The sequence below is a fragment of the Arenibaculum sp. genome, assembly GCF_035998295.1.
In the GTDB taxonomy this organism is placed as follows: Bacteria; Pseudomonadota; Alphaproteobacteria; order Azospirillales; family Azospirillaceae; genus DASYHS01.
The window spans coordinates 1-25963 of sequence record NZ_DASYHS010000268.1 but is presented as its reverse complement, the minus strand read 5'-3'; the positions used below and the strand labels follow the sequence as shown (position 1 = coordinate 25963).

Annotated in this window: 27 protein-coding genes; 14 read left to right on the top strand and 13 right to left on the bottom strand. The window is 67.5% G+C overall.

What is annotated here, in order from left to right; translation table 11 throughout:
- The 8 genes from rpsF (at position 1) to VGO20_RS24865 (ending at position 6769) form a co-directional block, all read left to right on the top strand.
- Positions 1-447: a 30S ribosomal protein S6 gene (gene rpsF / locus VGO20_RS24900; protein ID WP_327505096.1), complete on the top strand. Its 447-nt coding sequence runs from the start codon at positions 1-3 to the stop codon at positions 445-447.
- Positions 448-450: 3 nt separating this feature from the next.
- Positions 451-717 (top strand): 30S ribosomal protein S18, encoded by a 267-nt coding sequence (gene rpsR / locus VGO20_RS24895; RefSeq protein WP_327505095.1) that lies wholly within the window; start codon positions 451-453, stop codon positions 715-717.
- A 31-nt stretch (positions 718-748) separates the two neighbouring features.
- Complete coding sequence (locus VGO20_RS24890; RefSeq protein WP_327505094.1) at positions 749-1693, top strand: DUF2232 domain-containing protein; 945 nt, start codon at positions 749-751, stop codon at positions 1691-1693.
- Positions 1693-2268, top strand: coding sequence for a 50S ribosomal protein L9 (gene rplI, locus VGO20_RS24885; RefSeq protein WP_327505093.1), 576 nt, complete (start codon positions 1693-1695; stop codon positions 2266-2268). The genes VGO20_RS24890 and rplI overlap by 1 nt, the downstream gene beginning before the upstream one ends.
- A 308-nt stretch (positions 2269-2576) precedes the next feature.
- Positions 2577-4088, top strand: coding sequence for a replicative DNA helicase (locus VGO20_RS24880; RefSeq protein ID WP_414639895.1), 1512 nt, complete (start codon positions 2577-2579; stop codon positions 4086-4088).
- A 34-nt stretch (positions 4089-4122) separates the two neighbouring features.
- Positions 4123-5196, top strand: coding sequence for an alanine racemase (gene alr / locus VGO20_RS24875; protein WP_327505109.1), 1074 nt, complete (start codon positions 4123-4125; stop codon positions 5194-5196).
- Positions 5196-5972 (top strand): MlaE family ABC transporter permease, encoded by a 777-nt coding sequence (locus VGO20_RS24870; protein WP_327505091.1) that lies wholly within the window; start codon positions 5196-5198, stop codon positions 5970-5972. Before alr ends, VGO20_RS24870 begins: the two co-directional genes overlap by 1 nt.
- A gap of 5 nt (positions 5973-5977) precedes the next feature.
- Positions 5978-6769 (top strand): ABC transporter ATP-binding protein, encoded by a 792-nt coding sequence (locus VGO20_RS24865; protein ID WP_327505090.1) that lies wholly within the window; start codon positions 5978-5980, stop codon positions 6767-6769.
- A 41-nt stretch (positions 6770-6810) separates the two neighbouring features.
- On the opposite strand, the gene VGO20_RS24860 is transcribed toward VGO20_RS24865, so the two are convergent.
- Positions 6811-7047, bottom strand: a complete 237-nt coding sequence (locus VGO20_RS24860) for a ribbon-helix-helix domain-containing protein (RefSeq protein ID WP_327505089.1) — start codon at positions 7045-7047, stop codon at positions 6811-6813.
- A 187-nt stretch (positions 7048-7234) separates the two neighbouring features.
- Between VGO20_RS24860 and radA the strand changes: the two genes are divergently transcribed.
- The 4 genes from radA to VGO20_RS24840 all read left to right on the top strand — a co-directional run bounded on the left by radA (position 7235) and on the right by VGO20_RS24840 (position 11645).
- Positions 7235-8653 carry a DNA repair protein RadA gene (radA, locus tag VGO20_RS24855; RefSeq protein WP_327505088.1) on the top strand — a complete coding sequence of 473 codons (1419 nt, stop codon included), beginning with the start codon at positions 7235-7237 and terminating at the stop codon, positions 8651-8653.
- Between the two features lie 3 nt (positions 8654-8656).
- Positions 8657-9364, top strand: coding sequence for a CvpA family protein (locus VGO20_RS24850; protein WP_327505087.1), 708 nt, complete (start codon positions 8657-8659; stop codon positions 9362-9364).
- A gap of 64 nt (positions 9365-9428) precedes the next feature.
- Complete coding sequence (purF, locus tag VGO20_RS24845; protein WP_327505086.1) at positions 9429-10883, top strand: amidophosphoribosyltransferase; 1455 nt, start codon at positions 9429-9431, stop codon at positions 10881-10883.
- 39 nt (positions 10884-10922) lie between these two features.
- Positions 10923-11645 (top strand): SDR family NAD(P)-dependent oxidoreductase, encoded by a 723-nt coding sequence (locus tag VGO20_RS24840; protein ID WP_327505085.1) that lies wholly within the window; start codon positions 10923-10925, stop codon positions 11643-11645.
- A 24-nt stretch (positions 11646-11669) separates the two neighbouring features.
- Here VGO20_RS24840 and der read toward each other — a convergent pair whose 3' ends face one another.
- The 4 genes from der to VGO20_RS24820 all read right to left on the bottom strand — a co-directional run bounded on the left by der (position 11670) and on the right by VGO20_RS24820 (position 15898).
- Positions 11670-13055 (bottom strand): ribosome biogenesis GTPase Der, encoded by a 1386-nt coding sequence (der, locus tag VGO20_RS24835; protein ID WP_327505084.1) that lies wholly within the window; start codon positions 13053-13055, stop codon positions 11670-11672.
- 60 nt (positions 13056-13115) lie between these two features.
- A complete protein-coding gene (locus VGO20_RS24830) occupies positions 13116-14456 on the bottom strand; it encodes an outer membrane protein assembly factor BamB family protein (protein ID WP_327505083.1) in 1341 nt (446 codons plus the stop codon).
- The gene (locus VGO20_RS24825; RefSeq protein ID WP_327505082.1) at positions 14453-15112 is read right to left on the bottom strand and encodes a tetratricopeptide repeat protein; all 660 of its coding nucleotides are present in this window, start codon (positions 15110-15112) and stop codon (positions 14453-14455) included. Before VGO20_RS24825 ends, VGO20_RS24830 begins: the two co-directional genes overlap by 4 nt.
- Before the next feature lie 138 nt (positions 15113-15250).
- The gene (locus VGO20_RS24820; protein ID WP_327505081.1) at positions 15251-15898 is read right to left on the bottom strand and encodes a response regulator transcription factor; all 648 of its coding nucleotides are present in this window, start codon (positions 15896-15898) and stop codon (positions 15251-15253) included.
- 875 nt (positions 15899-16773) lie between these two features.
- Between VGO20_RS24820 and VGO20_RS24815 the strand changes: the two genes are divergently transcribed.
- Positions 16774-17430, top strand: coding sequence for a LuxR C-terminal-related transcriptional regulator (locus VGO20_RS24815; protein ID WP_327505108.1), 657 nt, complete (start codon positions 16774-16776; stop codon positions 17428-17430).
- Positions 17431-17543: 113 nt separating this feature from the next.
- Here the strand turns inward: VGO20_RS24815 and VGO20_RS24810 are convergent, their stop codons facing one another.
- Entirely contained in the window at positions 17544-18236 is a 693-nt protein-coding gene (locus VGO20_RS24810; protein WP_327505080.1) for a response regulator transcription factor, read from the bottom strand.
- A 647-nt stretch (positions 18237-18883) separates the two neighbouring features.
- Here VGO20_RS24810 and VGO20_RS24805 point away from each other — a divergent pair.
- A complete protein-coding gene (locus tag VGO20_RS24805) occupies positions 18884-19060 on the top strand; it encodes a hypothetical protein (protein WP_327505079.1) in 177 nt (58 codons plus the stop codon).
- A 50-nt stretch (positions 19061-19110) separates the two neighbouring features.
- Here the strand turns inward: VGO20_RS24805 and VGO20_RS24800 are convergent, their stop codons facing one another.
- The 7 genes from VGO20_RS24800 to VGO20_RS24770 form a co-directional block, all read right to left on the bottom strand.
- Positions 19111-20679 carry an ATP-binding protein gene (locus VGO20_RS24800; protein ID WP_327505078.1) on the bottom strand — a complete coding sequence of 523 codons (1569 nt, stop codon included), beginning with the start codon at positions 20677-20679 and terminating at the stop codon, positions 19111-19113.
- A 202-nt stretch (positions 20680-20881) separates the two neighbouring features.
- Complete coding sequence (locus VGO20_RS24795; protein ID WP_327505077.1) at positions 20882-22066, bottom strand: hypothetical protein; 1185 nt, start codon at positions 22064-22066, stop codon at positions 20882-20884.
- A gap of 32 nt (positions 22067-22098) precedes the next feature.
- Complete coding sequence (rfbA, locus tag VGO20_RS24790) at positions 22099-23028, bottom strand: glucose-1-phosphate thymidylyltransferase RfbA (RefSeq protein WP_333783840.1); 930 nt, start codon at positions 23026-23028, stop codon at positions 22099-22101.
- Complete coding sequence (locus VGO20_RS24785; protein WP_327505076.1) at positions 23025-24080, bottom strand: NAD-dependent epimerase/dehydratase family protein; 1056 nt, start codon at positions 24078-24080, stop codon at positions 23025-23027. The genes rfbA and VGO20_RS24785 overlap by 4 nt, the downstream gene beginning before the upstream one ends.
- A gap of 181 nt (positions 24081-24261) precedes the next feature.
- Positions 24262-24813, bottom strand: coding sequence for a dTDP-4-dehydrorhamnose 3,5-epimerase (rfbC, locus tag VGO20_RS24780; protein WP_327505075.1), 552 nt, complete (start codon positions 24811-24813; stop codon positions 24262-24264).
- 73 nt (positions 24814-24886) lie between these two features.
- Positions 24887-25459 carry a polysaccharide biosynthesis/export family protein gene (locus VGO20_RS24775; protein WP_327505074.1) on the bottom strand — a complete coding sequence of 191 codons (573 nt, stop codon included), beginning with the start codon at positions 25457-25459 and terminating at the stop codon, positions 24887-24889.
- A 368-nt stretch (positions 25460-25827) separates the two neighbouring features.
- On the bottom strand, positions 25828-25963 hold a 136-nt coding region (locus tag VGO20_RS24770; RefSeq protein WP_327505107.1), incomplete at its 5' end, for a transposase.

Genomic DNA, 25963 nt, shown 5'->3' with positions numbered 1-25963 from the left:
ATGGCGCTTTACGAAAGCGTGCTCATCGCACGCCAGGACATCTCGGCTGCCCAGGTGGAGCAGCTGACGGAGACCTTCTCCAACATCGTCCGCGAGAACGGCGGCGAGGTCGGCAAGGTCGAGAGCTGGGGTCTGAAGACCCTCGCCTACAAGATCAAGAAGAACCGCAAGGGACATTACGTCTTGTTCAACCTCGACGCCTCCGCCGCGGCGGTCGCCGAGATGGAACGCAACATGTCCCTGAACGAGGACGTGCTGCGGTTCATGACCGTGCGTGTCGACGCCCTCGAGGAGGGCCCGTCCGCGATGATGCAGAGCCGCAACGAGCGCAGCGACCGGGGTGATCGGGGCGACCGCCGCGGTCCCCGCATGGACGGTGGCGGCGGCCGTGACCGCGATCGCGACCGTGACAGCCGGCCCCCCCGCCGCGAAGCCGAAGGAGAGTAAGCGATGACCGGACCCACCACCTCCGGCGGCCGCTCCGGCGGCGGCCCGCGCCGGCCGTTCTTCCGTCGCCGCAAGACCTGCCCGTTCTCGGGCGCGAACGCGCCGACGATCGACTACAAGGACGTGAAGCTGCTGTCGCGCTTCATCTCCGAGCGCGGCAAGATCGTCCCGAGCCGGATCACGGCGGTCTCGGCGAAGAAGCAGCGCGAGCTGGCACGCGCCATCAAGCGCGCCCGCTTCCTTTCCCTCCTGCCCTACATCGTGAAGTAGGACGACGAACGGCACCGGACGGGCCGGCATCATGGGCCAACTTCTGCTCGCCGCGGGCGGCGGGGTCGTCAGCGCGGCGATGTACCTGTCGGTGATCGCCGGCGGCCTCGGCGCGCTGATCCTGGCCTACCTGGCCCCGCTGCCGCTGCTGCTCGCCGGCCTCGGCATCGGGACGGCGGCGGTGCTTGCCGGGGGCGCGACCGCTCTCGTCACGGTCGCGGTGGTCGCGGATCCGATCGTCGCCGCCGTTTTCGGGCTTGCCACCCTGCTGCCGGCCTTTGTGGTCTCGCGCCAGGCGTTGCTCGCGCGGGCGGCGGCGGACGGGACGCTCGAATGGTATCCGCCCGGCCGGCTGGTGATGGCGCTGGCATGGCTGGGCGTGGTCCTGGTGGTCGTGGCCGCGCTGGCGGCCGCCGATCATCCCGGGGGCCTGCAGGTCTGGCTCGAGCGGCAGCTCTCGGCCAGCCTGGGCGGCTTCGTCGAGGAGGCGGATCCGGCCGGCGGGGACGGTGCCGGCATCGTGGTTCCGTTGTCCAGGGTGCTGCCGGCCATCGTCGTGGCCTCTTGGATCACGATGATCGTCGCCAACGCGGCGCTCGCGCAAGGCCTGCTGATGCGTCTCGGGCGCAACCGCCGGCCCGCGATGCGCATGGCGGATCTCTCGCTTCCGCCGTCGGCCCTGGCCGGCCCGGCGGTGGCGGGGTTTCTGGCCCTGGTGCTGCCGGAACCGACGGACTATGTCGCCCTCAACGCGGCTCTGGTCCTGGCGGTGCCGTTCTTCTTCGCCGGACTGGCCGTCGTTCACGCCTTCGCCCAGGCGCGCAACGCCCGGCCGATAGTCCTCGTGGCGTTCTATGGTTTCCTGGTGCTGATCCAGTGGATGGTCCCGCTCGTGATCTGCCTGGGAGTGGTCGAGCAATGGGCCGGCCTGCGGCGCAGGCTGATGCGCGCCGGTCCCAGTGAGGAGGATGTGTAATGGAAGTGATCCTGTTGGAACGGGTCGAGAAGCTCGGCCAGATGGGGCAGGTCGTCAACGTCAAGCCGGGCTTCGCCCGCAACTACCTGCTGCCCAAGAAGAAGGCGATGCGCGCCACTAAGCAGAACCTCGCCTTCTTCGAGACCCAGCGCACCCAGCTCGAGGCGATGAACCTCGAGCGGCGCAAGGAAGCCGAGCAGGTGTCCGGCAAGCTCGAAGGCCTCGCGGTCGTCATCACGCGCCAGGCTGCCGAGACCGGCATGCTGTACGGCTCCGTGACCGCGCGGGACATCGCCGACGCCGTCACCGAGGCCGGCTTCACGATCGGCCGGAACCAGGTCGTGATTGACCAGCCGATCAAGACCCTGGGCATCTCCAAGGTCCGCGTGAGCCTCCATCCCGAGGTCTCCGTCGGCATCACGGTCAACGTCGCGCGCAGCCTCGAGGAAGCCGAGATGCAGGCACAGCGCGGCGGCATGGTCACCGCGGCCGACCTGCTCGAGGCGGACGAGGAAGAGGAGGAGGCCGGGACCGCCGAAGGCGAGACCGGCGCCGACGAGGAACAGCAGGCCTGACGCGATCGCGGCCGGATCCTTCGGGGTCCGGCCGCAATCGTTTCCGGTTAGGCCTCTTTGCGATGAACGCCGGCTGCCGAACGGGCCCGGCCTGTCCCCCGACGCCGATCAGGGATGTCCCTGTCGGGGCGTCCTCGACTACCCCCCAGATGTGGGGCTTCGGACCCCGCATGGGCCCATGCCCAGGTGCCACGGCCGAATTTTCCAGGAAGTTCACAGCCTGTGGATACTTTTGCTAGGCAGGTTCCACAAGCCCTGCCGGCCGGCTCTCCTACCGGGGGCGTCCCGGTTTTGGTACTGTTCGGGCCATGGAAACCGTGACCACCGACATCTTCGACCGTCTTTCCGGCCAAGCCGGCAAGACCGGCTATCGCGTGATGCCGCACAATGCCGAGGCGGAACAGGGGCTGCTCGGCGCGATACTCGTCAACAACAAGGCCTACGAGAAGGTCGTCGAATTCCTCCGCCCGGAGCACTTCTACGACCCGGTCCATGCCCGGGTCTTCGAGGCGATCGACAGCCTCGTCAATCTGGGCCGCATCGCCGACCCGGTGACGCTCAAGGGCTACTTCGAGAACGACCCGGATCTCGGCGGGACGTCGTATCTGCACGACCTCGCGGCCAACGTCGTCAGCGTCATCAACGCCGAGCATTACGGCAGGCTGATCCACGACCTGTTCCTGCGCCGGCGGCTGATCGACATCGGCGAGGAGACGGTCAACGACGCGTTCAACCAGACCCTGGACGGGGACGGCCTCTCCCAGATCGAGCAGACCGAAGCCAAGCTGTTCGAACTGGCGAGCACGGGCGACGTCAAGGGTGGTTTCGTTTCCTTCAAGGACAGCCTCGCGATCGCGATCCGCAATGCCGAGGCGGCATTCCAGCGCGACACGCCGATTACGGGCGTGACGACCGGGCTGATCGACATGGACCGCAAGCTCGGCGGGCTTCACAAGTCCGACCTGCTGATCCTGGCCGGCCGCCCGTCCATGGGCAAGACGTCGCTGGCCGTCAACATGGGGTTCAACGCCGCGAAGGCCTGGCTCGCGTCGAACGGAAAGGAAGGGGCCGGGGTCGCGTTCTTCTCCCTGGAAATGTCGGCCGACCAGCTCGCCGGCCGCATCCTCGCCGACGAGGCGCAGGTACCGTCCGAGAAGATCCGCCGCGGCGACCTGAAGACCGACGATTTCCAGCGCTTCGCCGAGGCGATGCAGCTCGTCGGGCGCGCGCCTTTCTACATCGACGACACGCCGGCGCTCAGCATCAACGCGGTCAGGACGCGCTCGCGGCGCCTCGCCCGCTCCGCTCCCGGCGGGCTCGGGCTGATCATCGTCGACTACCTGCAGCTCCTGCGCGGATCGAGTGCGAAGTCGAGCGAGAACCGGGTCCAGGAGATCTCCGAAATCACGCGCGGGCTGAAGGCCATCGCGAAGGAACTTCACGTCCCCGTGGTCGCCCTGTCCCAGCTATCGCGCGCCGTCGAGCAGCGGGAGGACAAGCGGCCGCTGCTCTCCGACCTGCGCGAGTCGGGTTCGATCGAGCAGGATGCGGACGTGGTGATGTTCGTCTTCCGCGAGCAGTACTACCTTGAGCGGGCGGAGCCGGCACGGCGTGCCGACGAAGGCGACGACAAGTTCAACGATCGCTATCAACGCTGGCAGCAACGCTGCGAGGACGTGCACAATACGGCCGAAGTCATCATCGCGAAGCAGCGCCATGGCCCCATCGGCACCGTACGTCTCTTCTTCGACGGCCAGTTCACCAAGTTCGGCAACCTCGACGCCCACCGGGCCAGCGCATTGGGCGAGTTCGACGAGTGATGCGCCGTCGGCGGGTGCCGGCGCCGTCCTCACGATCGATCTCGGCGCCGTGGTCGAGAACTGGCGGCTGCTCGGCCGCCGGCTCGGTCCGGCCGGCTGTGCGGCCGTCGTCAAGGCCGACGCCTATGGCCTGGGCGCGGCCAGGGTGGCGCCGGCCCTTCACGCGGCAGGCTGTCGCCGGTTCTTCGTCGCCCATCCGGACGAGGCGCTGGCGATCCTGCCGCTGCTCCCCGGCGCGACGGTCGGCGTCCTGAACGGCCTGCTGCCGGGGACGGAGGCGGAGATGGTGGCGTCGGGCATGGTTCCGGTCCTGAACCATCTCGGCGAGATCGAGCGCTGGAGCGCCGCTGCGCGCCGGCTCGGGCGCCCCCTGCCCGCCTACGTCCAACTCGATACCGGCATGAACCGCCTGGGCCTGGGACCGGATGAAACCGATACCCTGGCCGCGGAGCCGCACCGGCTCGACGGCATAGACCTCCTGGCCTGGATCAGCCATCTCGCCTGTGCCGACGATCCGGCGCACGGGCTCAACGAAACCCAGCGCGCCCGGTTCCGGGATGCGCTCGACCGGCTTCCCCCCGCCCCGGCAGCGCTGGCCAACTCGTCCGGCATCTTTCTCGGCCCGCACTTCCATTTCGATTTCGCGCGGCCGGGCTGCGCATTGTTCGGCGTCAACCCGACCCCACACGCCGACAATCCCATGCACCCGGCGATCCGCCTGGCCGCGCGCATCCTCCAGGTCCGCAACGTTGACAGCACCATGTCGGTTGGATACGGTGCCGCCCATTCGGTTGCGCGCAGGGGAAAAGTTGCAACGATGGCAATAGGTTATGCGGACGGCTACAGCCGCCGCCTCAGCGCCGTCGGAGCCGTGCTCCTCGGAGGGGTCCGGGCGCCCGTGATCGGGCGCGTCTCGATGGACCTCGTGACCGTCGACGTCACCGACGTTCCGGACCGCGCGCTGGACCCGGGGTCCTTCGCCGAGGTGATCGGCCCCCACCGGCCGGTCGACGAGGTCGCCCGCGAGGCGGGGACCATCGGCTACGAGGTCTTGACCAGCCTCGGCCGGCGGTACCACCGCGTCTACATCGAGCCTCGGGACATCTGATGGGCTTCATCTCCGCGACGGGGCGTGCCTTCCTCGTCTTTCTCGGCGCGACCGGCAGGCTGGCGCTGTTCACCGCGCTGGCGCTCTCGCATTGCCTCAGGCCCCCTTTCTATCTGCGCCACATCGGGCGGCAGATGGTCGATATCGGGTACTATTCCCTCCCCGTTGTCGGCTTGACGGCCCTGTTCACCGGCATGGTGCTGGCGCTCCAGAGCCACACCGGCTTCGCCCGTTTCCAGGCGGAAGGGGCGGTCGCGACCGTGGTCGTGCTGTCGGTCACCCGCGAGCTTGGTCCCGTGCTTGCGGGGCTGATGGTCGCCGGCCGGATCGGCGCGGCCATGGCGGCCGAGATCGGCACGATGCGCGTGACCGAGCAGATCGACGCCCTGACGACCCTGTCGACCAACCCGTTCAAGTATCTCGTCGTGCCGCGGCTGGTCGCCGGGCTTACGATGCTGCCTCTCCTGGTCGTCGTGGCCGACATCATCGGTGTCTTCGGCGGCTTCCTGATCGGCGTCTACCGCCTCGACTTCAACCCCGCCGCCTATATCGGCCGCACCTGGGAGTTCCTGGAGCCGGTGGACGTCCTGTCCGGCCTGGTCAAGGCGGCCGTCTTCGGCTTCCTGATCGCGCTGATGGGCTGCTACCACGGCTACCACTCCAGGGGCGGGGCCCAGGGCGTGGGCGCCGCGACGACCAACGCGGTCGTTTCCGCCTCGATCCTGATCCTGGTGTGCAACTATCTCGTCACCGGCATCTTCTTCGCGGACAGGTGAGCGCCATGGCCGAAACCCCGAAGATCCGGCTGACCGACCTGCGCAAGTCGTTCGGCGAGAAGACGGTGCTCGACGGCGTGAACCTGGAGGTCATGCCGCGGGAATCGCTGGTCGTGATCGGCGGCTCGGGCACCGGCAAGTCGGTGATGCTGAAATGCATCCTCGGCCTGATGGAGCCCGACTCCGGCCGGATCGAGATCGACGGCGAGGATACGACCCGGCTGTCGCCGCGCGACCGCGAACGGGTGATGCGCAAGTTCGGGATGCTGTTTCAGGGTGCCGCACTGTTCGACAGCCTGCCGGTCTGGGAGAACATCGCGTTCGGCCTGATCCAGGGCCGGCGCATGAAACGGCAGGCGGCGCGGGAGGTCGCGATCGAGACCCTCGCCCGCGTCGGCCTGCGCAAGGAGGTCGCGGACCTGTTCCCGGCGGAACTCTCGGGCGGCATGCAGAAGCGGGTGGCGCTCGCCCGGGCGGTCGCGACCACGCCGGAGATCATGTTCTTCGACGAGCCCACGACCGGGCTGGACCCGATCATGTCCGACGTCATCAACGGCCTGATCGCGACCAGCGTGCGCGACCTCGGCGCGACCGCGCTGTCGATCACCCACGACATGGGCAGTGCGCGCAAGATCGCCGACCGCGTCGCGATGATCCACGAAGGCCGGATCGTGTGGACCGGGACCGCGGCCGAGATCGACCGCTCCGGCAACGCCTATGTCGACCAGTTCGTCCACGGCCGCGCCGAAGGCCCGATACGCATGCAGGTCCCGCAAGCCGGCGCCGCGGGACGGTAGGTGGAGCCCCTATCCCGGGGCCGCGCGTCGTCCGGCCGGCATCAAAGATCCTGCGGAACCATCCGACGATAGCCGATCAGGAACACGCGGATCGCCGCGGGCAGCGACAGGGTGTCGCCGTCGGCCCGCCGGGCGTCGATCGCCGACAGCACGTCACCGAGGCTCATCTTCTCGCGCTTGGCGATCCGGGCCAGTTGCTCCCACTGGTCCGCGTCCAGTTCGAGCGGCATGCGCCGACCATGGACTTCGACGGCCTTAGTGACGGGATGTGTGGACATGTAGTGCTCCGATACCAAACTGAGGGATCGTAATCCGCAACCCGATGCGGCGCAACGAGGGCCGCACATTCATGTATGCAACAGCCGACGGAGCGCTGTGGCGTGCCGCCACACGTTTGTCCGTTGTCGCTGCCCCACCCGATCGTGCTATCTCTGTGGCGCCCGAATCCGGAAGGTTTTTCCCCCCGTGGCACGTCCCACCAACCGTTCGAATACCCGCTACGTCTGCCAGAGCTGCGGCGCCGTCTCGCCGAAATGGGCGGGCCGGTGCGACGCCTGCGGCGAATGGAACAGCCTGGTCGAAGAGGCGGCTCCCGATGCGGCTCCGAAGGGGCTCGGCCGCGGGGCGGGACGCCGGCTCGACTTCGTGGACCTGCGCGGAACGTCGGAGGACGTGCCCCGCCGGACCACGGGCATCACGGAGTTCGACCGGGTGTGCGGTGGCGGGCTGGTCCAGGGCTCCATCCTGCTGGTCGGCGGCGATCCCGGCATCGGCAAGTCGACCCTGCTGCTCCAGGTGGTCTGCCGGCTCGCCCAGGGCCTGCGCTGCGCCTATGTGAGCGGCGAGGAGGCGGTCGACCAGGTACGCATGCGCGCGGCGCGCCTGGGCATCTCCGCTGCGCCGGTGTCGCTCGCCGCGTCGACGAACGTCCGCGACATCGTCGCCTCGCTGGACGCCTCCGACGCGCCCGAGGTCGCCGTCATCGATTCGATCCAGACCATGTATGTCGATACGCTGGACAGCGCACCCGGCACGGTCGCCCAGGTCAGGGCGTCGGCCCAGGAACTGATCCGGGTCGCCAAGCGTCGCGGCATCGTCCTGCTGCTGGTCGGGCACGTCACCAAGGAGGGCATGCTGGCCGGTCCGCGCGTGCTGGAGCACATGGTCGACAGCGTCCTCTACTTCGAGGGCGAGCGCGGGCACCAGTTCCGCATCCTGCGCGCCGTCAAGAACCGCTTCGGCCCCACCGACGAGATCGGGGTGTTCGAGATGACCGATCTCGGCCTGTCGGAAGTCACGAACCCGTCGGAACTGTTCCTGGCCGAGCGGCGCGGCGACGTCTCCGGCGCCTCGGTCTTCGCCGGCATCGAGGGAACCCGGCCGGTGCTGGTCGAGATCCAGGCCCTCGTGGCCCCCTCCTCGCTGGGCACGCCGCGCCGCGCCGTCGTCGGCTGGGACAGCGGCCGGCTGTCCATGATCCTCGCCGTCCTCGAGGCCCGGTGCGGGGTCGCGATCGGCGCGAACGACGTCTACCTGAACGTCGCCGGCGGCCTGCGCATCGGCGAGCCGGCCGCCGATCTCGCCGTCGCGGCGGCGCTGCTGTCCTCGCTGACCGGCGAGCCGGTCCCCGCCGACACCGTGGTGTTCGGCGAGATCGGGCTCTCCGGTGAGGTACGGGCCGTCAGCCAGACCGACGCCCGCCTCAAGGAGGCCGGCAAGCTCGGCTTCGCCCGGTCCCTCGTGCCGCCGCGCCGGTCACGTGCGGCCGGCAAGGGCGACCACACGGTGAAGATCCTCGAAATCGCCCATCTCGAAGACCTCCTCCCCCTGTTCCAGGAACCCGGCGCGACCGGGCCGGGCCGGGCGGCGGAACGCACGGCCTGACCCATGGATGCCCCTCAGATCAATCCCACCGATATCGCCGTCCTCGTCATCCTCCTGCTGTCCGCCCTGCTCGCCTTCGCGCGGGGCTTCGTCCGCGAAGTCCTTTCCGTGGCCGCCTGGGTCGGCGCGGCGCTGGCGGCCGTATGGGCCTTTCCCCACGTCGAGCCGATCGCGCGCCAGTACATCGGCATGGAGCTGGCGGCCAACGCCGCTGCCGCCATCGGCGTCTTCCTCGTGGTGCTCGTCGTGCTCTCGGTCCTGTTCGGACGCGTCTCGCGCGGCGTGCGGACCTCCTCTCTGAATGCCGTGGACCGATCGCTCGGTTTTCTTTTCGGCATTGCAAGAGGTGCACTTCTCGTCTGCCTTGCCTATCTATTGATCGCCTGGGTATATCCGGCCGACGAACATCCGGCGTGGCTGCGGGATGCGCGGACCCGCCCGGTGATCCAGGCCGGGGCGGACCAGCTTCGGCGGCTGATACCGGACCAGACCCGGACGTCTGCCCAGCGCGAGGCGGAGTCCGCGGCACAGGCCGCCCGCGAGCAAGCTGCCAGAGCGATACAGGAGGAAGCGTTGCGCCGCCTTTCGACACCGACCACCGGACGGCCGGGCCCCGCGCCCATCCCGGATGCACCCGCCCCCGATTCGGGCTATAACCAGCGGGACCGGTCCCAGCTCGAAGGCTTGTTCGAGCGCAATGCCGAGAACTGACGCCGGACCGCTCCGCAGCCCGCACCGCTTCGTCCAGTCCTGCCCGATTGAGGGGGCATAGCACATGCTGACCACACATCCCTTCGACGACGACAAGCTGCGCGAGGAGTGCGGCGTGTTCGGGATTCATGGGCACGGCCACGCCTCGGCCTTGGCGGCGCTGGGGCTCCATGCGCTCCAGCATCGCGGCCAGGAGGCCGCGGGCGTCGTCACCTATGACAGGGAGCACTTCCACGCCCACCACGCCATGGGCCATGTCGGCGACAATTTCAGCTCCGAGACGGTGATCGGGCGCCTGCGGGGCCATGCGGCCGTGGGCCATGTCCGCTATTCGACGACGGGCGATTCCGTCCTCAGGAACGTCCAGCCCCTCTTTGCGGACTTCGAGTTCGGGGGCTTCGCCCTCGCGCACAACGGCAACCTGACCAACGCCGCTATGCTCCGCCGCCAGCTCGTGCGGCGCGGCTGCCTGTTCCAGTCCACGACCGACACCGAGGTGATCGTCCACCTGATGGCGACGTCGCGCGGCGGTTCGGTGATCGACCGCATGGTCGAGGCGCTCCGGCAGGTCGAGGGCGCGTACGCGATCGTGGCACTCGCGAACGACCTCGTCATCGGCGTTCGCGACCCGCTCGGCGTACGGCCGCTCGTTCTCGGGCGGATCGGCGACTCGCACGTGCTCGCCAGCGAGAGCTGCGCGCTCGACATCATCGGCGCCGATTTCGTGCGCGACGTCGAGCCGGGCGAGATGGTGGTGCTCGACGCCTCGGGCGTGCACAGCGTGCGGCCCTTCCTGGTGCAGCACCGTCGGTTCTGCATCTTCGAGTACATCTACTTCGCACGCCCGGACAGCGTGGTCGAAGGTAGTTCCGTCTACGAGGCGCGCCGTCACATCGGCATGGAACTCGCGCGCGAAAGCAACATCGACGCGGACGTCGTGATCCCGGTGCCGGACTCCGGCGTCCCGGCGGCGATCGGCTATGCGGCGCAGAGCGGCATCCCCTTCGAGCTCGGCATCATCCGCAACCACTATGTCGGCCGTACCTTCATCGAGCCGACCGACCAGATCCGGAACCTCGGCGTGAAGCTGAAGCACAACGCCAACCGGCAGATGATCGAAGGCAAGCGCGTCGTGCTGGTCGACGATTCCATCGTCCGCGGCACGACCTCGGTGAAGATCATCGAGATGGTGCGCCGCGCCGGGGCCAAGGAGGTCCACATGCGCATCTCCAGCCCGCCGACGATGCATCCCTGCTTCTACGGCGTCGATACGCCGCGCAAGGAAAAGCTGCTCGCGCACAAGTACACGGTCGAGGAGATGGCCCGCTACATCGGCGCGGACAGTCTCGCCTTCATCTCGATCGACGGCCTGTACCGGGCGCTGAAGGAGCCGGGCCGCAACGGGGACCAGCCCCAGTACTGCGATGCGTGCTTCACCGGCGATTACCCGATCCGGCTCCTCGACCGCGAAGGGGACTCGCAGGGGCTGAGCTACCTGGCCGAGGCCCGCGCCTCCTGACGACCCCCGCAATCCCGATCCGGAGCCTGTTGAAACATCATGTCTGCCGCCGCCACCCCTGCCCAAATCCTGGCCGGGCGCATCGCCCTCGTGACCGGTGCCTCCCGCGGGATAGGTGCGGCCGTCGCCAAACGGCTCGCCGCCGAGGGAGCGCACGTCGTGCTGACGGCGCGCACGGTCGGCGGTTTGGAGGAGGTGGACGACGCGATCCGTGCCGAGGGGGGAGCGGCGACGCTGGTCCCGCTCGATCTGTCCGACCATCCCAAGATCGACCAGCTCGGCCGCTCGATCTTCGAACGCTTCGGGCGGCTCGACATCCTGGTCGGCAATGCCGGCATGCTCGGCAGCCTTGGCCCGGTGGCGCATTTCGATCCCCGGTCCTGGGAGCGGGTGATGGCCCTGAACGTGACCGCGAACTACCGGTTGATCCGCAGCATGGACCCGATGCTGCGCGCCTCCGACGCCGGACGCGCGATCTTCGTGACCTCGGGTCTCGCGCGCGGGGTCATGCCTTATGGCGGCGCCTATGCGGCCAGCAAGGCGGCCCTGGAAATGACCGTACGTCTCTACGCCTCGGAGGTCGTGAAGTCGAACCTCCGGGTCAACCTGCTCGACCCCGGCGTGGTCCGCACGAAGCTGCGCGCGCAGGCCTTCCCGGGCGAGAACCCGGACGTCCATCGCGCGCCGGAGGAGGTCGCGGGCGCCTTCGTTGCGCTCGCGAGCCCGGAATGCCGCCGGCACGGCGAGATCGTCGAGGCGTGAACGCCCGGGATCTCGCTACCGGGCCTAGTCCTGGGCGTAGGGATTGCGTCCCTTGCGCACGAGCATGCGGACCGGCACGCCCGGCAGGTCGAAATCCTCGCGCAGGCCGCTGACGAGATAGCGCAGATAGGTCTCCGGCAGGTCGAGCGGCTTGCTGACCCACAGCGCGAAGGTCGGCGGACGGGCCTTGATCTGGGTCATGTAGCGGATCTTGATCCGGCGTCCCTCGACCGCCGGCGGCGGGTGCCGGTCGACCGCCAGGGGCAGCCACCGGTTCAGCTGGGCGGTCGGGATGCGCCTGTTCCAGGTCCGGTAGGCGCCGAGCACCGCGTCGAGGAGACCGTCCAGGCGTTGCCCCTTCAGGGCCGAGATCGTGACGACGGGGACGCCGCGGACCTGCGGAAGCTGAGCCTGGAGCTTGTCGTCGATCTGCTGCAGCGCGGCGGCGCGGTCGGCGACCGCGTCCCATTTGTTGACGGCGATCACGAGGGCCCGGCCCTCGTCGATCACCAGGCGCGCGATGGTGAGGTCCTGCCGGTCCAGGATCGCCTCCGCGTCGACGACGAGAACGACGACATGGGCGAGGCGTATGACGCGCAGGGCGTCCGCGACCGCGAGCTTCTCGAGCTTCTCGTCGATCCGGGCCTTCCGGCGCAGCCCTGCCGTATCGACGAGCCGCATCGACGTTCCCTCGTAGGTCCAGTCGACCGAGATGGCATCCCGGGTCATCCCGGCCTCCGGGCCGGTGAGGACACGCTCCTCGCGCACCAGGCTGTTCAGCAGCGTCGACTTGCCGACATTCGGCCGGCCCACGATCGCGAGCTGGAGCGGGCGCTCCGGGGTCGGCGCCTCCTCCTCCTCCGCGGCGGCTTCGCCACCGGCCGCCTCGTCCTCCCGCGGTTCTTCCTCTTCCTCGTCATGAAGGTGCGGCAGCAGCGCCTCGACGAGGTCGGCCAAGCCCTCGCCGTGCTCTGCCGAGATCGGGACCGGATCACCTAGGCCGAGTTCGAACGCCTCGAACAGGCCGGCGTCGCCGGCCCGGCCCTCGGCCTTGTTCGCGACCAGGATCACCGGCGTGCGCCCTTTGCGCAGCCAGGCGGCGAAGTGACGGTCCAGCGGCGTGACGCCCGCCCGGGCGTCGATGAGCAGGAGAGCGACGTCCGCCCGCTCGATCGCACGCTCGGTCTGCCGCCGCATGCGCGCTTCCAGGCTGCCGTCGAACGCCTCCTCGAGCCCGGCCGTGTCGATGACGGTCAAGTCGATGCCGCCGAGCTTGGCCGGAGCGGCGCGCCAGTCGCGCGTGACACCCGGCGTGTCGTCGACGAGCGCCAGCTTCTTGCCGGCCAGCCGGTTGAAAAGCGTCGACTTGCCGACGTTCGGCCGGCCGATGATGGCTACAGTAAGGGGCATGGGCTCCTGCCGTTCCCGGTCCGCTGTTCCGGAGTCGCAAAGTGCCGGCCGTCCGGCACCTTACCTGATGGCGGTCAGCGTCCCGTCGTCGCTCAGGACATACAAGGTACCGTTGGCCACGACGGGCGCGATCAGCGCCCCTGCGGCCAGCGTCTGCGTGCTTACCACGCTGCCGTCCTCGGGCGACAGGGCGACCAGTTCGCCCTGGTTGTTGACGAGCCACAGCCGGTTGCCCGCGAGGACCGGCCCGGACCACAGGATGGCATCCTGACGGTCGTTCGGGTCCCGCCAGCGGGGAAGCGACGCGACCCAACGGACGCGCCCCCCATCGCGCGTCATCGCGACCACCTCGCCCTCGTTGCTCAACACGAAGACGTAGTCGCCGGCGACCCACGGCATGTTCGTGCCGCCGATCTCCCTCTCCCAGACGCGGATGCCGCTTCGCTCGTCGACGGCCGCCATCCGACCGCTGTGGCTGACGGCGAGGACGAGCCCGCGATCGATCACCGGCATGCCGCGGATGTCGGCCAGACCGGAGAGCGCCCCTACCCTGCGGATGGCCGCCAGGCTGTCGGACCACGCCAGGCTGCCGTTCTCGACGCGTAGCGCGAACAACTCCCCGGAGGAATAGGGCACGACGACGACGGACCCGTCCGCCGCCGGTGCCGCCGCTCCCAGCAGGCCGGCCGTCTCCATGATGCCGGTATGGGACCAGAGCTGGTTGCCGGACGTGTCGAAGGCGAATGCCTGGTTGTCGACCGAGACGACGAAGACGCGGCCGTTGGCGATCGTCGGGGCCGCACGCAACGGCACCCCCGCCCGCGCGCGCCAGCGGACCGCACCGCTCGCGGGATCCAGCGCCACCACTTCACCGAAGCCGGTCGTGGCGAACAGGATCCCCTCGCCGAACCCGAGCCCGCCCCCCAGAGCGTCGCCGCGCTCGCTCTCGGGCCGAAGATCGACACGCCACAGCTCCCGACCGCTGCCTTCGTCGAAGGCCGCCACGTCGTGGTCGGCGTCCATGGCGTAGATGCGGCCTTGCACCACGATCGGCGGTGCGGTCAGCCGGCGCGTGCTGCTCGACCCCTCCCCGACGGAGCGCCGCCAGGCTTCCCGCGGAGAGGACGACAGCGCCAGATGGCCCATGGAGTGCCCGGGACGGCCGCCGGCCTGCGGCCATCCTTCATTCGTGGTGGCGGCAGGCAAGGTCACGGGAACGCCGCTGACGTCGGGATCGGGTTCGATCCGGCGATCCATCTGCAGGACGGATATGCGCTCTCCGGGCAGCGGCGGAGGCTCGCTGTCCCCGAACCAGCCGTCGGTCCCGCAGCCCGACAGTGCGAGGCCGAGGGAAGCTCCCAGCACGAGGTGCCGGATCATGGTCCCTGGACGGTTCGTCATTGTTCCTCGGCGTAGACGCTGGCCAGTTCGGACGCCCGCTCGCGCAGGCTCGGAGGTGCGCTCGGATCGGCCGACAGCTCTTCGAACAGCGCGGCCGCCGTCGCCCGGTCACCGGCCTGGACGGCAAGGATCGCATCGATCTCGCGGGCCGTGTGCCTCCAGGCTCCGGACGGTGTGGTAAGCGGCTGAAGGCGCGCACGCAGCTCCGCCGGGTCGCCCTCGCCGACCCGATGCAGGACCCCCAGCAGGATCGCGAGGTCGCGATAGGTCGGGTCGCCGCTCGACGATGCGAGCGCATCATAGATCAGGAGGGCTTCCTCCCGTTGCCCGGCCTCGGTGCGCAGCGCCGCCTCCCGGAACCGCGCGAGCAGGGCACGGTCGGCATCGGCATCCCCGGCGAACGCCGCGAGCCGATCCGCGACCGTGACCTGCGCCTGCGAGGCGGCCTCGTCGCCCGGCGGCTGCAGCGCCGCCACCAGCCGGGCCGTTTCCGCCTCAGCGTTCGCTTGGCGCCAGTTGTTCCAGGCGACGACGCCTGCGGTTATCGCGACGACCGCGATGGCAGCGGTAACGACGATGCTCCCATACCGCTTCCAAAGCTTCGCGAACTTGTCGCGGCGGAGTTCCTCGTCGACCTCGCGGAAGATGTCGCTCATCGCACAGCAGCCGGCACCATGTCGCAGGGGCCGGTCCAAAGTGTTTCGGGTGGGGCCGGATACCAGAGGCCCCTGCCAAGGTCAAGCAAACTGGGCCGGAGCCGTCTCCGGCGCGTCACTGACGCTGCTCGTCTGGTGTCACTGACGCTGCAGTTCCGAGGCGACGATGACGGCCTGCGTGCGGTTCTTGACGCCGAGCGTCTTGAAGATCGCGGTGACGTGGATCTTCACGGTTCCCTCGGACAGGCCGAGCTCATACGCGATCTGCTTGTTCGACTTTCCCTCGCGCAGGCAGCTCAGCACCTCCCACTGGCGTTGCGTCAGGAGCTGGGCCGTCGCCGCGATGCGCTGGGGGGCACCACCGTTGGCGGTGGTGGCCGCCGCCGTATCCGCGCCGATCACCGAGGGCGGCAGGTAGATCCCGCCGGCGAGAACGAGGTGGAGGGCGCTGAGCATGATCTTCACGCTCGACGACTTCGGGATGTATCCGGAAGCTCCGGCATCCAGCGAGGCCCGTACGTCGCCCTGGCTTTCCGAGGCGGAAACGACGACGACCGGCGTGTCGGGGACGGTGCCGCAGAGCTGCTCGATGCCGGAGAAGCCGGGCCAGCCCGGCATCTGCAAGTCGATCAGGATCAGGTCGAACACCTCGCCGGCTTCGACCATCGCGAGGACCTCGTCGAACGTGCTCGCGTCGGCGAAGCTGTTGTCCGCGCCGAGCTGCTCGAGCAACCGGCGCAGCCCCTCACGGAACAGCAGATGGTCGTCACCGATCAGAATCCTCATCTCACCGCCCCATGTTGCTCCGACGGCCAGGGCATGCCCCGTCGGCCGTCGACCGGCCCCAATATACAAGACATACCTCGATATCTCCCCTAAATCCAAGCCGACCGCGGTAGGTTCTGCGACGCGAGGCACCGCGAAGGCGGTGCCCTCGCCACCGTTCGGGACGGCCGCCGAGGCGGCAAAGGCGGAAATCCGCCATGTTCGGACATTCTCCCGCGTGCATCTCCGGGATCGGAGGGCTTGTCCAGGCATACCGCGTGGCCGCCGGCTTCCGATCCGCGTCCGTATTATACCCTCTGATCCGCGCCGGTCCCATAGAGATGCAGTGCGCGACGACCTTCTTCTACATAGAATCATGGAAACCAGGGCGATCGCCCCGATCGCCTCCTTTGTATTTCCCCCCTGAACCTCGCCCAGCCGTTGATAACGGAATTGGTTCCGCTGGTTCATCATGTAATTTCGGATTAGCTGCCTCTACTCGGGCTCGTCTGCGGGTAATCCTTCTCGACGGGCGCATAATCAGAGCGACCGGCATACAGTACGTTTGGTTGGGTTCTAATCGTCTGGATTGCCACGACGTGTACGAGAATATCCGTATTGCCTTATTTGATCCAAACTACCATTGATATATGGTCAGTTTACTGAGGATCGATCCTGAGGATTGAAAATTAGACTGATGTTGAAGTTAGTTTTACGAACGACTTTTTCCGTATCATCTGGTTCCGGCGGGAACGCCAATGTCCGTTCACCGTTCTCACGGTCGGCCGCCAGGGAACGCGAACGACTGGCGTCTGTTCAGGCCAGACGACACGTGCTCGAGCCCCCTTGATGCCTCGACGCCAACAGAAAAGCCCGGTGGAAACGCAGTGACTCAGATGCATGTATGCCTGGTCGTCGGTGACGACGACGTCGCCAGCAGATTGATCTCGAACCTCGAGCAGGCTGGTAGGTATCGTATCACCGTATTTCGCGACATAACGGAACTGAACCAAAGCAATCTGACGCCCGACGCCATACTGATCGGGGTTCAGCAGTTTGCTTCGTTGCGCGAAAACGAACCGATGGTCTACCTCCGGCTGTCGCGCAAGAGCCGGATCATCGTCGTTCTCAGCAGTCGAGAACTTCTCGACGCGGCGCATATTCTCGCCTTCGCCGACGCTTGGCTGTTCGAGGACATCAACGCCGACAGGATCAACGAGCTGATCGACCTGGGCCTTGAGGGCCACTGCCTCATGCCCAAGCAGTTCCTATCCCATCTCGGCGTGGACGAGATCAGGCTCAGTCTCCTTCCTCGCCTCTCCGATCCCGAATATCAGACGCTGCTCCTGCTGGGGCAGGGCCTGAACAACAGGACCATCGCCGACCGGCTGGACCTGTCGGAGGCGGTCGTCAAGTCGATGGTCCGGAGCGTGCTGTCGAAGCTTCATTTCCGGAACCGGACCGAGGCAGGGGTTTTTGCCGCCCGCCAGCAGGCGGCGCTGGCGCCGGCCCGTGCCGGTACACTCGCGGAAATCCGTCGTTCGGAGGCATGACCGGGCCGGCTGACGGGCCTGGCTCGGGAACCTGACCGGAGGTCGGGGATCGGGGGAGGACCGCCCCGGGAACCGCCCCGACGGAGCGGCATCCCGGAACGGCGCTCGCATGTTCAGGCGATGGACGCGGCGACAGGGCTGTTGCCGGCGGCGCCCGCTTCGCCGCCGATGCCGTTGTTGAGCGCCCAGATCGCGGCCTGCGTGCGATTCGACGCGTTGATCTTGCGCAGCAGGCTCTTGAGGTGGACCTTCACCGTGGCTTCGGTGATGTTCAGGTGATTGGCGATCATCTTGTTGCTGTCGCCGTTGAGCAGGCAGCGCAGGATCTGAACTTCGCGCTGCGACAGCCCCTTGCGCGACACCGGCATCTCGAGGCCGTTGCCGTTCATCCGGCCGCTGATGAGAAGCGCCGCGAGATGGGTCGGGAAGACCTTCTCGCCCATCATGACCAGCCGCAGCGACTGCGCCAGGGCGTCGGCCGAAAGATCCTTCATCAGATAGCCGTCCGCCCCCGCTTCGAGTGCGTTGGCGAGCCGGCGCGTGCACAGGTCGGTCGTCAGGACGACAATCCTCGCATCCGGCAGAAGCCCCCGCAGACGCCGCATCGCTTCGGCTTCATCCTCGCCGCCGTTCACCATGTCGAGAAGAACGAGCTGGGGGTTGAGGCCGGCTTCGGCGATCGATACCCCCTCCCGCAAGTTTCCCGCTTCCGCGATGATCTGGAAGGGGGATTCCTCCAGGAGACGCTTCAGCCCCTCCCGGAAAAGCTTGTTGGAGTCGATCAGGAAAGTCTCAATACGTTGCATTATCCGCTCCCGCGCTTAAAGGCTAGGTTTTGTTCTTATGTGCCCCGGTTGGCCGCTTCGCGTTGACTACGGATACCGTCTTGTAGCGACTGGAACTTGACGTCCCTTTTCTCTTTCGGGTGAGCATACTCCGGTATCGCGCGTCCGTGTATCTTCCTTACGGTGTATTTTCGGTACGCAATGGGCATATGCCCAAAGACCGGCCCGGTGGTAGATAATCCAATGGGCGGCCGGGCTGTCCCGACTGAGCCAGTCATAACACCAGATGCGGGATATCTCCAGCCCAATTTTGCCGCAAGTGCGGTCTATGACCGACCTATAGTCTCTTGATGACTAAAGTTATCTTTTCTTGACTTAAGATTTCCGTATGAAAATTCTCCGTGCACCCTCGTAGTCAACAATATTAACGCGTCATTAACTGTGAAATGGGCGTGCGGAGGCGGTCCATGGACCACCGCATCGCGGCGGAACATAGATGATCGGTCCGGAAGTCGGGCCCGTGAGCCGCCGCCAGGACTTCCCCGGGGCGAAGCGGCTTGCGCTTCTACCCGAGCCGTTGGTGGTTATACTGAGGGAGAATGGCCGCTGCTGCCGCCCCTTACTCGGGCGGACCGGGCGGATGGCCCGCCCAAGTTCCGGACGTACCGATGTCCCTGTTTCAGGCGATCGCCCTGGCCGTCGCGGCCTACCTGCTCCTGCTGGCGCGCAGCGCATGGCGACAGGGGGAGCTGCCGCAGTTCCTGTGGAGCTTGGCGCTGGTTACCGCGCTGCTGGGGGCGGTCGCGGCCGTCGTCGCGGCCGCGATCGCGATAGATCGTATGTGAGGCTCACACCCGCCGTGCGAATCGGACGGCGTTCGGCGAGGGTACCGGCGTCACGCCAGCCCACGCTCGCGTGCCTGCCGCAGCAGCACGTACTGCCGCATCATCTGATTGCGGAAGCGATAGCGGAAGCCGCCGGGCTCGACGAGGCGCTGCAAGACACCTTTCTCGTCGTCGCTCAGGCGGCTCAGGGGATACTGCAGCGACAGCAGCGGCAAACCGTCGCCGTTCTCCTTCACCGGCACCTGGGTCATGTCGGCTGGATGAAAGACCCCGTACTCGTCCGCGCGACACTGCGCCGCGACATAGAGGACATCCGCGAAGGACGCCTTGCGGTCCGGGCCGAGAGCCTTGTTGTAGGCCTCGACTATCCCGCGCTCGGCCTCCTGGACGCACCGGGCGACCGCATAGGCGAGGTCCTGGCGCTCCACCTGGCCCGACCTGCGCCCCACGGCACTTCGCGCCGCATGCAGGGCGAGGAGCTGCGCGTAGTATGGGAGGCCCTTGGCGAAGCCGGCGATGCGCTGCCGGACGTCGTTTGCGAATACCAGCCCGGCCGCGTCGGCGCCCGCCATGATGATCCGGTCGACTTCCCGGTCCGTCATCAAGGGCAGATGGACGGCCACCAGCGAGCGCTGGATGGAAGGATGCTTGCCGAGAAGATGGTCCACGTCCTCGGAAACGCCGACGATGAAGAGGGTCACCGGCGCAGAGCTGTCGGTCAGGTTCTTGATCAGTTCCGCCAGCTTGTTGCGGAGATCCTCGTTCACGACGCGGTCGTATTCGTCGAGGATCAGCAGGACGTGCGCCCCCTGGATCTCGCTCAGCACGTCGTTCAGCTCGGTCACGCTGAAACTTCCTTCGGGAAGCAGCGCATCGAAGCTGTCCAGCACGCGCCTGGTCATGAAGGGGTTGTCGACCTGCGACTGGTAGAAACTTCCGGGGATCCGGCGCAGGAAATTGCGGAACACGTCCTCGAAGGTGAGCTCGGCGCTGCAGGTCAGCTTCAAGGTGAAGTAGCCGGCCTGGGCGGCGATCTGCTGTATCGCGTTGGCGAGGGAGGTCTTTCCCCGGCCGCGGTCGCCGAAGAGCACGACATGCGCCCGTTCTTCCTCGATGGCGGCGATGATCCTGCGCAGCGTGTTGAGACGGCCGACGAAGAGGGAGTTCACCTCCAGCTTCGGCCGGGTCGGGGTAAAGGCTTCGCGCAGCTGCCTGTTGGCTTCCGCAGAGACGCCGCCCAACCCGCCGCCCCGCAGGCCCGTGACCGGGAGCGAGAAGCGCGGCAGTTCCGCTTCGGCTTCCTGCGCCTCGGTCAGCGCCGTCCCCGGTGCCGGTGCGGGTGCTGATGCCGGCGCCGTGCTCGAAGCGGACAGGCTGCGCCCGAAACGCGGAATCTCGACGGCGGCCTCGTCGGCTTCGTCCCTGCCCCGCTCCTGCACGCCGCGCTCCTGTCGTCCCAGCTTGTCCCATTTCCTGTCGGCGACGAGTCGCGGCCCGATGGGCGGGTCGGCACGCACCTCGTCCGGGGCTGGCCAATCGACGGCAGCTTCCCGACCCAGGTCGTCGGCGAGCGCGTCCGGATAGGAGGGGCCGCGCCGTCTCTTGAAGAAGTTCCGCATGCCTTAGCTGCCACCTGTTATGAGGGCGACCCGTGCCGCCCGTTGCACCGAGGGACGCTGCTATACCGAAGATAGGGCCGCCCCGGGTTCGTTCATGCTGAGCGATGGTGGATACCCACTAGGCGCAGTGCCGATGGGTCCTCCCCGGGAAGTGAACAGCCGGGGCGCCCCGCCGTTGCCGGCAGCGCGCCCCGGCACCGCTTCATCCGGCGACCGGATCGGCGGCCCGGAGTCGCTGGAGGGCCGACGCCTCGGTCTCCCGCCATGCCGTGAGCGCAAGGCTCTCGGGGATGTCCACGTCGTCCAAAGCCAGGATGTCGCCGCGGCGCACCGGCCGGCGGACCGTCGCGTTGGCCAGGAGGCCGATCGGCAGGTGCCCTTCGTATTCCGCTATTGGAACCGCTTCCCCGCGGATGTCGAAGCTGCCGATGCCGCAGGGGATGTGATCGCCGGGCTTGAGGTCCCGCTTGGCCACCGCCGCCACGGACGCGGTCGGGAACCGGGAGTTGTCGAGCAGGATCCGACGCTCGCGCATCACCCGCTTGATGGTCTTCAAGATCTCGAGATGTACGAAGATGTTGTGCTTCAGGACCACGTAGTAGGGCCCGTTGCCGAGTTTCAGGTAGCGGAGCGCGGATTGCTGGCGGGCATCGTGCCGGCCCACCACGAACACGCCGTGAGGCAGCTTCAGCGACAGCACGTAGTCCGCAAGCGGACGTCCCAGCTCCTCGGCGGCCTCCGCGAGCATCGAGGCGCCCGCCTGCAGGTCGTCCTGGGCCGGACCGAGAAGGCCCCTGCGGGCCACCGCGCCGCCAAGGCCGTTGGCGACGAAGGCCTGCTCGATCTGCACCTTCGTTCCGTCCGTGAACGAGGTCACCATCGGTAGGCTGATGCCGCTGCGGCCCCCCCAGTAGGCCATGTCCTCGGGGGTCGGGTCGTGGTTCAGGAAGCCTTTGATGTTGCCGAAGACCAGCGGCTCGAACCCGAGCTCGTTGACCTCCTCCAGCAGGGCGGCCTGGCAGCCAGGCTGGTCGCCCTCCGCCTCCGTCACCAACCCCTTGCCGACGAACCAGGACCCCGCCGTGATGTGGAACTCGGAGTTCATGGTGACGACCGGGATGCCGGCTTCGACCGCTGCAGCGATCGTGTCGGTCGCGTGGATCGCGTCGCCCGTGCATTCCAGCAGTACGTCGCAGTGCTCGAGCAGCTCCGCCCGCGACTGGGTCAGCAGGTCGGTACGGGGAAAGCCCTCGCATTGCGCGGGGTCCCGGCGCGTCAGCACCCGCGTGACCTCGTAGCCGGGGTGGCGTTCGAGGGCGGTCAGGAAGTTGGAGGAAATGAAGCCGGTGCCGACGACACCGATGCGGATGCTCGCAGCATCATTCATGTGCGTGAACCTCGGGGCGCTTCGGACACGGCTCAGGCGATCTTGCCCAGCCGGTCCGGCGTTTCGTTGAGGAACTCCGGCTGCCAGCCGGAGAAGTCCTGGGTGAGGAGATCGAGCAGGTAGCGGCCGTAGCCCGACTTCACGAGCGGCTGGGCGAGCTTCTCGAGCTGCACGCCGTCGATGTAGCCCATGCGCCAGGCGATCTCCTCCGGACAGGCGATCTTCAGTCCCTGGCGCTGCTCGATCACCTCGATGAAGTTGCCGGCCTTCAGCAGGCTGTCGTGGGTACCGGTATCGATCCAGGCGGTGCCGCGGCCCAGCAACTCGACGCTGAGCTGCCGGCGACGAAGGTACTCCCGGTTGACGTCCGTGATCTCCAGCTCGCCGCGGGCACTGGGCTTCACGTTCCGGGCGATCTCGATCACGTCGTTGTCGTAGAAGTACAGCCCGGTCACCGCGAAGTTGGACTTCGGGTTGCTGGGCTTCTCCTGGATGTCGAGGGCCCGGCCCGTCTGGTCGAAGGTCACGACGCCGTAGCGCTCGGGATCGGCGACGTTGTAGGCGAAGACGACCGCGCCGGTACGCAGTTGCGCCGCCCGGCGCAGGCGATCGGTGATCCCGTAGCCGAAGAAGATGTTGTCACCGAGGATGAGGCTGACCGAATCGCCGGCGACGAAGCGCTGCCCGATCAGGAACGCCTGGGCGAGCCCGTCGGGAGCCGGCTGGACCGCGTACTCGATGCGCAGGCCCCACTGGCTGCCGTCTCCGAGCAGCCGGCGGAACAGCGCGCGGTCCTGGGGCGTCGTGATGATCATGATCTCGCGGATCCCCGCCAGCATCAGCGTGCTCAGCGGGTAGTAGATCATCGGCTTGTCGTAGACCGGGAGGAGCTGCTTGGAGACCACACCGGTGATCGGCGCCAGCCTGGTCCCCGAGCCACCGGCGAGGATGATCCCCTTCATTCGGCCGCCTCCCGCCTCAGGGCGCCGTCCTCGATCTCGAGGATGCCGCCGTACATATCGACCTGACGGATGATCTCGCGCCACTTCACGAGGTCGCGGTACCAGTCCAGGGTGATCGTCTCGGTCGTGCGCTCGAGTTCGCCGCTTTCCAGCTTCGCGCAGATCTCCTCGACGCCATCCTCGGCGACCCTGCGGGCCCGCCAGCCGAGAGATTCGATGCGCGAGAAGTCCACCCGGTAGGACCGATGGTCGGGGTCGCCGTACCAGTCGATCCGCACGTCGCGCGGCACCGCGGCCGCAACCCGCTCGGCCAGCTTGCCGACCTGATAGTTGTTCTCGTCCGAGCCGACGTTGAAGATGCGACCGTTGACCGCGTCGAGGGGTGCCGTCAGCATGTGGATCTGTGCCGACGCGGTGTCGCGGACATGCACGAAGGGCCGCCACTGGCTGCCGTCCCGCATCAGCGGCAGCACCCCCGTCTTCCAGGCGCCGTAGGTCATGCCGTTGATCGCGAGGTCGAGGCGCATGCGCGGGCTGTAGCCGTACACCGTCGCCTGGCGCAGGACCACGACGCAGAACTGCTCGTCGGCGAGCGGCAGCACGCCCAGCTCGGCCTGCTCGTTCGCCTTGGCGTAGGTGGTGAGCGGATTGGTCGGGCAGGTCTCGTCGGCGATCACGTCAGCGGGCTGGAAGCCGTAGATGCTGCATGAGGACGGCAGCACGTAACGCTTCACGCCCGCCGCCTTGGCGAGCTCGGCGCAGCGTACACGGGCCCGGTGGTTGACGGCCCAGGTAACGTCCTGGAACAGTTCGCCGCTGGGATCGTTCGAGATCGCCGCGAGGTCGATTACGCCGTCCACGCCGGCGAAATGCTCCGGCCCCAGGCGGCGGACGTCCTCCTGCACGATTTCGAGCCGGGGATGCGTGTGGAGCAGGTTGCGACCGAAGAAGAACCGGTCGACGGCGCGAACCGCATACCCCTCGTCCAGCAGCATCGGTACCAATGTCGTACCGATGTATCCACCAGCCCCAGTGACCAGGATGCGCTGCATATTCACCAATCCTCAGCCATGTCCATGAAACGAAAACTTCACAATGCCGCAGTACAACACGATCGACCCGGCAATGTTTCCTAGTAGAGCACCGTTTGAGCGGAACTCTAGGAGGCGTTGGAAATAACCAGAACGGGCTAGCTGCGGCACGACCGGGTCCTCCTGCCGCATCAGGCCGGTCTCAGAAGGCGGTCTCGATGTCGCGCAGCCTCGGCTGCCGGCGGTCCTTGTCCGAGAGCAGCACCCGTTCCGGATCGATGCCCCAGTCGATCCCGAGGTCGGGATCGTTCCAGAGCAGTCCGCGGTCGTGCTCGGGCGAGTAGTAGTTCGTCACCTTGTAGAAGACCTCGGTGTCCGGCTCGATCGTCACGAAGCCGTGGGCGAAGCCTGCCGGAACCAGGAGCTGGAGCCCTTCCGATGCGTCCAGCCGGACGCTCACATGGCGCCCGAAAGTGGGCGAGGCGCGCCGGAGGTCCACCGCGACGTCGAGGATCGCGCCCCGCAGCACCCGGACCAGCTTGTCCTGGGCGAAGGGTGGGGTCTGGAAATGCAGCCCCCGGACCGTTCCCGCCGGGACCGACAGCGAGTGGTTATCCTGCACGAACTCCAGGTCGACTCCCGCCTGGGCGAGCGTGCGCCGGTTCCATGTCTCCGAGAACCACCCCCGGCTGTCGCCGAAGCGCTTCGGGACCAGGACCTTGACCTCGGGAATCTCGGTTTCGAGAACGTCCATCATCACTCCGTTTGGATACGAGGGGCGCACCCGGCCGCCGGTGAAGGTCGGGCCGGGTCGCAGATGGGAGCGATCAGAAGAAGCGCTCGGGGACGCGGATGACGTCGTCCGGCATCACGGTCGTGTTCACCGGCGCGCGGCGCTCGACCTTCTCCGGGTCGCTTCCGCGGGTGACGAGCACGTAGTCCTGGCGGCCGCGATACGTGTAGCCGCCGGCCATCGCCACGGCGGTGATGGCGGTCATTCCGTTCACGTAGGGATACTGGCCAGGACTGTTGACCTCGCCGATCACGTAGAACGGCCGGAAGGTCAGCACTTCCACGCTGACGCGCGGGTCGCGGACGTAGCCGTCGGCCAGGCGCGTCGCGATCGCCTCCTCCAGGCCGCGGACGGTCTTGCCTCGCGCCTCCACTTCGCCGACCAGCGGCATCGCTATGTAGCCGCCCCCGTCGACGGCGAATTCGCCCGACAGCTGCTCCTGGCCGAACACCGTGACCCGGAGTTCGTCGCCCGGCCCGAGCGAGTATTCCCGTGGTTCCGAGAACTCGGCATTCTCGATCGGCGCATCGGTGCCGCTTGCGCAGGCTGCCGTCACCAGGACGGCCATGCCGAGAATCAGCACCCGCAGAAGTGATGTGATGGACATTTCTACCCCTTGTCGTCGCGGCCGGGCCCGCCGCATCCGATCCGCAGGCGAGACGACATGCCCGATTTGCGGCGCGTCGCTCCCCGCCGATCACGGCGTGGCCCCGTTACTGGCGCAGAGTCTAGCAACCACGCCCGCAAACCGAAAAAGTGGAGTGGAATTAGCCCATAGGCGTTAACGGCGAAGGGCGGCCCGACGACAGATCGGGCCGCCCCTCGCAGGCGGATCATGATGATGGCGGGGCCCCGGAGACGGGGCCTCGGGGGTTGTCCCCCCAGCGGTTCCGCTAGGAGTGTGTCCGAGTAAATGAACGGCCGTCTTGTTGAGGTTCTGTTGGCAGGCGGGTTCTGGAAAGAATGGGGTGGGGTTCAGGCGCGGGCGCCGGCGAGCTTGAGGAGGTTGTGTACGGTGCACAGGAAGGCCCATTCGGCCCTGACCTTGGTCAGGCCGCGCATCAGGAACTGCCGGAAGCCTCTGGCCTGCTTGATCTGGCCGAAGACCGGC